Origin of the sequence: Vibrio sp. OPT46, from assembly GCF_015163535.1 — a bacterium.
GTDB lineage: Bacteria > Pseudomonadota > Gammaproteobacteria > Enterobacterales > Vibrionaceae > Vibrio > Vibrio alginolyticus.
Window position 1 is genome coordinate 124,278 of the sequence record NZ_JADDYG010000244.1, and the last position, 5,844, is coordinate 130,121.

The window sequence follows — 5,844 nt, forward strand, 5'->3', positions numbered from 1 at the left end:
ACAATGTCGTGCGTGAACATCTTCGACGCGACTTTACGCAGATCATCCGTGGTTCGGGCGATTGTTTTCAGGCCGACATAATGTTCGCCGCAGTACCCCTTCATATTGATTGCTGTAGCTTTTGGCACATAACCGATAGGCTGGTGTTGGCCATTTACTAATATCACGGCGTCGCGATACCCATACGCGTCAATTTTGGTTAAAGCGTCGGCAAGCGTCTCGTTAGGTTTCACGTGCGCAAAGGTGGTCTGCATGACGGACTCAGCCGTCACTAAGCGTAGACGTTTAAGTGCGCGATCATCTCCGACAAAGTTTTTCACGAAATCATCTTTCGGGTGTGCGAGCAAATCGTCAGGCGTATCGTACTGAACCAGATGACCATCGCGGAAAATCGCAATTCTATCGGCCATTTTGACCGCTTCATCAATGTCATGACTGACAAACATGATGGTCTTGTTGAGCTCTTGCTGCATTTTAAGGAACTCATCCTGGATTACTTCACGGTTGATCGGGTCAATCGCACCAAAAGGTTCATCCATCAGCATGACGGGAGGATCCGCAGCTAGCGCTCGAGCAACTCCAATTCGTTGCTGCTGTCCGCCAGACAACTCATTTGGATAACGATTAAGAAAGACACTAGGATCAAGAGCAACCATCTCCAATAGCTCTTTTGCACGCGTCATGTATCTTGCCTTATCCCACCCTAATAACTTGGGAACCACCGCGATGTTTTCGCCGATCGTCATGTTGGGAAATAAGCCAATTTGCTGAATAACATAGCCGATGTTGCGGCGCAGAGTGACTGTATCCATCCCAGAAGTATCTTCACCGCCAAGATAGATCTTGCCCGATGTCGCGGGAATAATTCGGTTGACCATTTTCAGCGTTGTGGTTTTGCCACAACCGGACGGGCCAAGTAACACACAAATTTCACCACTGGGAACTTCCATCTCAATGTGATCTGCGGCAGTCACCGGGCCATTAGGCGTTTCAAAAATTTTGGTTAGCTTGTCAATTTTGATCATTTGAATGTCCCTATTATTTGTCCTTTATCGAGCAGCGGTTAGGCCCGGTGGCGTTAATCTTTTTTGTAGTCGAATCAATCCGTAATCCGCGATGATAGCCAGAAGGCTGACGGCGATGGCACCAACGATCAGTTGTCGAGGATCACTTTGCGAGATGCCACGGCTGATAAACACGCCCAGCCCACCGGCTCCGATATACGCGGCGATCGCCATAACGCCAATATTCATTACTACTGCCGTTCTCACACCCGCCATAATCACCGGAATCGCCAATGGAATTTCCACCATTTTCAAACGTTGAAAAGGCGTCATCCCGATACCGCGAGCAGCCTCTCTGAGCGATGGTTCTACGTTGTGAATTGCGGTATAAGTGTTGCGAATAATAGGCAGCTGAGAATAAAGCAGTACGGTAATCACGGCGGGCACGTAGCCAATCCCATGACCAATGGTCGATAAGAGAGGAATCATCAAACCAAACAATGCGATTGAAGGAATGGTGATAATGATGGACGCTACGTAAAGCACCACTTTCGCAGCGCGCTCATTTTGTGTGATAAGAATGCCGATAGGTACGCCAGTTAAGATGGCAAGCCCAACAGCCAGAGCAACCAAAGAGATGTGCTCCATGGTAAGCGTACCTAGCAGCGCTAAGTTATCTATGGTGAAATTTAGTAAGTCCAAGTAGGTCTCCCCCAACTGTGATTCGCAACCAAGTTAACAGGAGATTAAATTACGCTACTTTTTATTAACAGTGTTGTAAAATAGCGACACGTAAAGATAGAAATACGAAATATTAAGAAAGGAATGAACTGGCTTTCTCATCACCAAAAACACGCTTGATTGGCGATGAGTAGCACTAGTAAACAATTTGATTATATAGGAACTTAAAAGCCTGTGCTGGCATGAAGAACTGACTACAACGAGCGGTTAAATTGCTCCACGGCCTCTACAACACGGCTAGCGCCATCTTGTATTTCATTCATCACATTGCCTGCTTTTTCAGAGAGCTCTAGCGTATCTAGTGCTTCTTTTTGGCATTTAGCGATCAGCTTAACTGCGTTATCTGTTCGCTGTAGGTTTTCACTGACCATTGTGACAATTTCATCGGTGGTTGCATTGGTTCTTGTAGCAAGCTGTCTGACTTCATCAGCAACAACGGCAAAACCTCTACCATGCTCACCCGCACGAGCCGCTTCTATCGCCGCATTTAACGCCAATAAGTTAGTTTGGTCAGCGATACCACTGATGCTATTTACCAACTCGCTAATACGCGATGAGTGCGCTTTAAGCTCGTCAATCGCGGTGTTCGCTTGCTGCATTTGCTCGGAAAGTATCTGCATCTTTTCTAACGTTGAGCCTATAACCTCTTGCCCTTGCAGGGTTTGTGTTCCAGTTTCTTGGGAGATTTCGTTCGCCAATTGCGCAGCCTGGGCCATTTTCTGTTCCTGCATCACCTGCTGGGTAATATCTGTCGCGAACTTAACGACCTTGTAGAGCTCTCCTCTGTCGTTATGGATAGGGTTATATGAAGCCTCTAACCACACCTCTTCACCATAACGGTTAACTCGTTTGAATCGCTCTGATGAAAATTGCCCTTTTGCTAAACGTTGCCAAAACTCACGGTAAGCTTGAGAGCTCGACTCTTCCTGATCACAAAACATGCGATGATGCTTCCCTAGAATCTGATCAAGCGTATAACCCATTGTGTTTAGGAAATTATCGTTGGCTTTTAAAACATGGCCATCTAATGTGAACTCAATCACCGCCATAGAACGACTTAATGCATTTAGCATGTCCTCTTGCTCACGGGATGATTTGATCGTTCGCGTAAGTTCAGAAGCAAAAACAAAAAAGCTTTCTACTTCTCTGCGCTCATTTAAAACAGGCTGGATAATCGTTCTTAACCAGGCTTCCTCACCATTACCTTTCCGTACTTGCAATGCCCCATTCCAGAACACTTTATCTTGGACGGCTTTCTTCATTCGATGAAAGTGGTCTGTATTGCGCGAATTTGACGGTACCAATTCAGTAATTGATTTCGTTAAGATCTCATCATCATGTAAGAAAAGTTCTTGCTGTAGTTTGGTATTTGCAGAAGTAATGAGGCCTTTACTATCCAATGTTAAGCGGATCATCTCTTCATCTAAACTGGTTTGGATTTGCTGCAGGATTTGCAACTCCTGCTTTAATCGTTGATTTTCTTGTTGAAGCGACTTATTAAAAAACATGACTTTCTCTCATTTGACCGACCTTCGGATTAGTCAAAGGTTTATTATTTGTATACCGAATAAACTGCAAGCGGCAAAATCGTTTGGTTGCATATTCAAACGCGATTTCTATTTCTTATCAAAGGACCCCGCTGGGAATACGGCGATTTTTTCTCCAGTGTAACCTAAGCGCAGTATACTGAAATTTCTTCAGCACCCAAGTTGTTTATATATTTATCAATATTAAAGCTCTTTATCGCCAATTTGAGGTTTGTATTTGTGGATATACTTATTATATGGAGAAGTGGTGTGTTCAGATCAATAAGCCTTTTCATTTAAAAAAAGGGCCTTGACTTAGTTCCAATAATTTTCGCCGTTTTACCGCTTTTCCACCCGACTTTTGAGCGATTACCCACTCCTTATTCGCTTGTATTTCTATTAATAGCGCACGGAGGAACCAGCAACAAGCGCATCGATTTGCCCAGTATCAATACGTTGTGGTATCCGCTCATTCAGTTTGCCGTGAAGGTGATGAATCACCACCTCACCAGTCGACTCGTCACGATCAGAAATGAGGCAATGAGGTAATGAGGTAATGAGGTAATGAGGTAATGAGGTAATGAGGTAATAACGCATGACACCAGAGATTACATTATGTGTCCAACATTGTGCCCACTCCTAAGTTTCATAACTTCCTTCCCTCGGACGCTTCTATCTCTCACCACAGCAACTATGCTTTAAACGACATGTATTCAATTGTCTAGCTTCAACATATGAAGGTTAAGTGAACATAAACAAGCGAAGGAAACAGGGCCATGGAAGTCGATAAAAATGATAAGTTAACAAAAAAATTACAGATAGTGATTCATTGGTCTGTAAGAGTATTGTCGATAGTTATGTTGTTTGTAATCGTCATGGGTGTGATAGATGTTGCATGGACGATATATCAAAAACTTATCACGCCACCTAAACTCATTCTGACGATTTCAGATATGCTAGCCACTTTTGGTGCTTTTATGGCCGTTTTAATTGCTATTGAAATTTTCATCAATATAACTATTTACCTGAGAGAAAATGTTATTCATGTAAAAATCGTCATGGCCACCGCGCTGATGGCAATCTCCCGAAAGGTCATTATTATAGACTTTGAAACCTTGTCTCCAATGTACCTGATTGGAATTGCGGCTGTAGTTCTTAGTATGAGTCTTGGTTACTGGCTGATCCATAAACTGCCCAATAAGAGCCATACTGAATAAACTTCTCAGCCTCCCAAATTTTCAGATACTCTCAAGGCATGAAAAAGTCTTGTCTTAGCACGTTGGAAGCTAATAAATTCCTCCATGCTAGGCTCTATATACTGCGAGACTACAAGAGTATAGAGTAGTGCCTAGGCGGAGAAATTATCGATATTGTTTTCTAGCAGCTAATCTTTGAGTATTGGCACAGCTCAATGGGGGCAAGTGTTGCTCCAGTTCCCCCATCTGATATATACCCTCAACATCTATGCATTTTACTTTCAACTTTTCCGTGGTCCTCTTAAACAAGGTCGTCACGAGTAGCCTGAAGGATTACATCCGGCTAGAAGTAACAGCCAGAAAAGTGATTGTCAGGTGGTCGGTCATCTCGCCGTAAAATTAGCTCTTAACGTATACCTTCAGCTCAGTTTGCGAAAAAGCCTTAAAGGTCAAAGTAACTTTCAATCCCATTCAGAGTGTTGGTCGTGGCCACAGCGGCTAATATCAACCCCATGATCCGACTTACAGCACTAGCTCCTGTATTCCCAATAATCCTGTGTATGCCGCTGGCCATTAATAGCAAGATATAAACAACCAATAGTACCAGCAGCATCATAGCCACGGTCTGGACTTGCTCCCAAATATTAAACCGCACGTTCTCTGTGAGTAAAACGGCGGCTAATATTGCGCCAGGGCTAGCAATTGATGGAATGGCTAGAGGAAAAACTGCTGTATCATGATGACTATTGAGCGTTCTGATTTCTTCTGCTGGTTTACTCTCACCAAATATCATAGTCAAAGCAAACAAGAACAATACGATACCGCCCGAGATTTGAAACGCAGACAAGGGAATACGCATTGCTGTAAGTATGATTTCACCAGCAACAACAAAAAACAGTAGGATAGCAGCGGAGAATAGAGTCGCAAACAGAGCGACCTTACGCTTTGCCACTTCTTCATAGCTTTTTGTGGCTGCGATAAAAACGGGCACAGTACCTATGGGATCGATGACAGCAAAGAAAAAGATAAAAGTTGCCACAAAGTCAATCATGCTACTTCTCCAGTACCAATTTAGCTTTAAGGATAGAAGATCAGCTTGAAGTAGCAGAGAAAATGTTTGACGCTAACATAGCGAGAGCTCATTCAGAAAAACAAAAATGGTGCGTTATTTACAATACAGAACTTACTTCTATCCTATCGATAACTATTAATATCTCAAAGGTAATGACTACCATACCTAACGGTAGTCGCCATCGCTTTAGACTTCTCAGAGAACATCAAAAAAACAAGTGAACGAGAAGAATATCGACGTCATAAGATAGTGAGGCTTTAGTGTTTATACCAGTGCTCTTTTGACTCCATTTGAGCTTTTACTTC

General features: G+C 43.3%; 6 protein-coding genes and 1 pseudogene. 1 reads left to right on the forward strand and 6 read right to left on the reverse strand.

The features are described 5' to 3' along the window. The 5 genes and pseudogenes from IQR33_RS10700 to IQR33_RS35845 form a co-directional block, all read right to left on the reverse strand. Window positions 1–1,025: ABC transporter ATP-binding protein (locus IQR33_RS10700; protein ID WP_228013844.1), on the reverse strand; the 1,025-nt coding region annotated here is incomplete at its 3' end. Window positions 1,026–1,049: 24 nt separating this feature from the next. Then, complete coding sequence (locus IQR33_RS10705; protein WP_017635730.1) at window positions 1,050–1,652, reverse strand: ABC transporter permease; 603 nt, start codon at window positions 1,650–1,652, stop codon at window positions 1,050–1,052. 287 nt (window positions 1,653–1,939) lie between these two features. Further along, window positions 1,940–2,476 carry a methyl-accepting chemotaxis protein gene (locus IQR33_RS35835; RefSeq protein ID WP_372036153.1) on the reverse strand — a complete coding sequence of 179 codons (537 nt, stop codon included), beginning with the start codon at window positions 2,474–2,476 and terminating at the stop codon, window positions 1,940–1,942. Beyond that, a pseudogene (locus tag IQR33_RS35840) lies at window positions 2,474–3,253 on the reverse strand (PAS domain-containing protein); the annotation flags it as partial. The pseudogene IQR33_RS35840 and the gene IQR33_RS35835, both read right to left, overlap by 3 nt. 417 nt (window positions 3,254–3,670) lie before the next feature. Beyond that, window positions 3,671–3,868, reverse strand: coding sequence for a hypothetical protein (locus IQR33_RS35845; protein WP_193837746.1), 198 nt, complete (start codon window positions 3,866–3,868; stop codon window positions 3,671–3,673). A gap of 179 nt (window positions 3,869–4,047) precedes the next feature. Here IQR33_RS35845 and IQR33_RS10720 point away from each other — a divergent pair, with 179 nt between their 5' ends. Further along, window positions 4,048–4,488 (forward strand): phosphate-starvation-inducible PsiE family protein, encoded by a 441-nt coding sequence (locus IQR33_RS10720; protein WP_005375731.1) that lies wholly within the window; start codon window positions 4,048–4,050, stop codon window positions 4,486–4,488. A gap of 421 nt (window positions 4,489–4,909) precedes the next feature. On the opposite strand, the gene IQR33_RS10725 is transcribed toward IQR33_RS10720, so the two are convergent. Beyond that, a complete protein-coding gene (locus IQR33_RS10725; protein ID WP_017635732.1) occupies window positions 4,910–5,518 on the reverse strand; it encodes a MarC family protein in 609 nt (202 codons plus the stop codon). Window positions 5,519–5,844: the final 326 nt, after the last annotated feature.